This is a genomic window from Sphingomonas endophytica, from assembly GCF_001476895.1.
Lineage (GTDB): Bacteria > Pseudomonadota > Alphaproteobacteria > Sphingomonadales > Sphingomonadaceae > Sphingomonas > Sphingomonas endophytica_A.
The window spans coordinates 1-875 of the sequence record NZ_LDTB01000266.1 but is presented as its reverse complement, the minus strand read 5'-3'; the positions used below and the strand labels follow the sequence as shown (position 1 = coordinate 875).

Here is an 875-nt window from a genome sequence, read left to right as displayed (position 1 = left end):
GACCGATACCGATGTTTCTTGGCCCTGGATTGAAGATCCGCAAAGAGGCAGTCACGTCATCCGGGATCCCACCGAACATCGCGGACCGAAAATCTGCCGTCATGAAAACGTGCGGTTCGATCCAAGGACGGCTTCGAAAAGCGCGGTCCCACACCGTGAAGACGAAGGTGACGAGGCCCGCAAGGCCGCCCCAAAACTTGACCCACTCAGCGCCCGGACCGTCTGCCATCACGAGCGTTCAGCGGCCTGCAACCTAGGCGGCCAGCTTGTCGACGTGCTTCTGAAACCGCCGCCAGCGGCGGGACGCTTCCACGGACGTGCGGGTCTGCTCTGAGAGGTCAAATTTGTAGACCGCATCCGCGTAGGCAGTGACATCCGCTCCCATAGACAGGGAGGCCAACCGGATCTCATGCACGCCCGGAACCGGCTTCACGAGCGTCATTCGGATAGGCAGCTTGATGCGCGTACCGTCGCCGAAGTGGCGGGCCATCTCCTGAATGGCCGTGTGCCGCGGGCTGTGCATCCGGAGGATGAACGGGTCTACCTCGCGCGGGGTCGCGGCGAGGTTGTATGCCCGGAACAGCAGCTCAGACAGTTCGAGCGGCCCCGCGAAATCGAAGAGGCTGGTCACCAGGATCAGCACGTCTTCGTCGACGACGGTGTCCCTGGCCCAGAACAGCGCCTCAGGGTCCAAGCCGAGCGTGCGCAAAGCGGCGAGGTATTCCGCGCCGGCCTGGTGCTTCTCTACGGCAAGAGTGTTCTGAGCCACGTCACCACTCCAGACGGACCGAATGCGGCCTCCAAGTACGAACGGGCAACACGCCTCGGCATCGGCTTCGGCTCGTAGCCCTGACTTCGATCATACTGCAGCACAC

The 875-nt window shown here is 62.7% G+C and carries 2 protein-coding genes; both read right to left on the bottom strand.

The features are described from left to right. A partial coding sequence (locus NS334_RS18950) for a hypothetical protein (protein ID WP_206542733.1) occupies window positions 1-229 on the bottom strand: 229 nt, incomplete at its 3' end. Between the two features lie 24 nt (window positions 230-253). Continuing rightward, a complete protein-coding gene (locus tag NS334_RS17115; RefSeq protein WP_058607110.1) occupies window positions 254-769 on the bottom strand; it encodes a hypothetical protein in 516 nt (171 codons plus the stop codon). Between the last annotated feature and the right edge of the window lie 106 nt (window positions 770-875).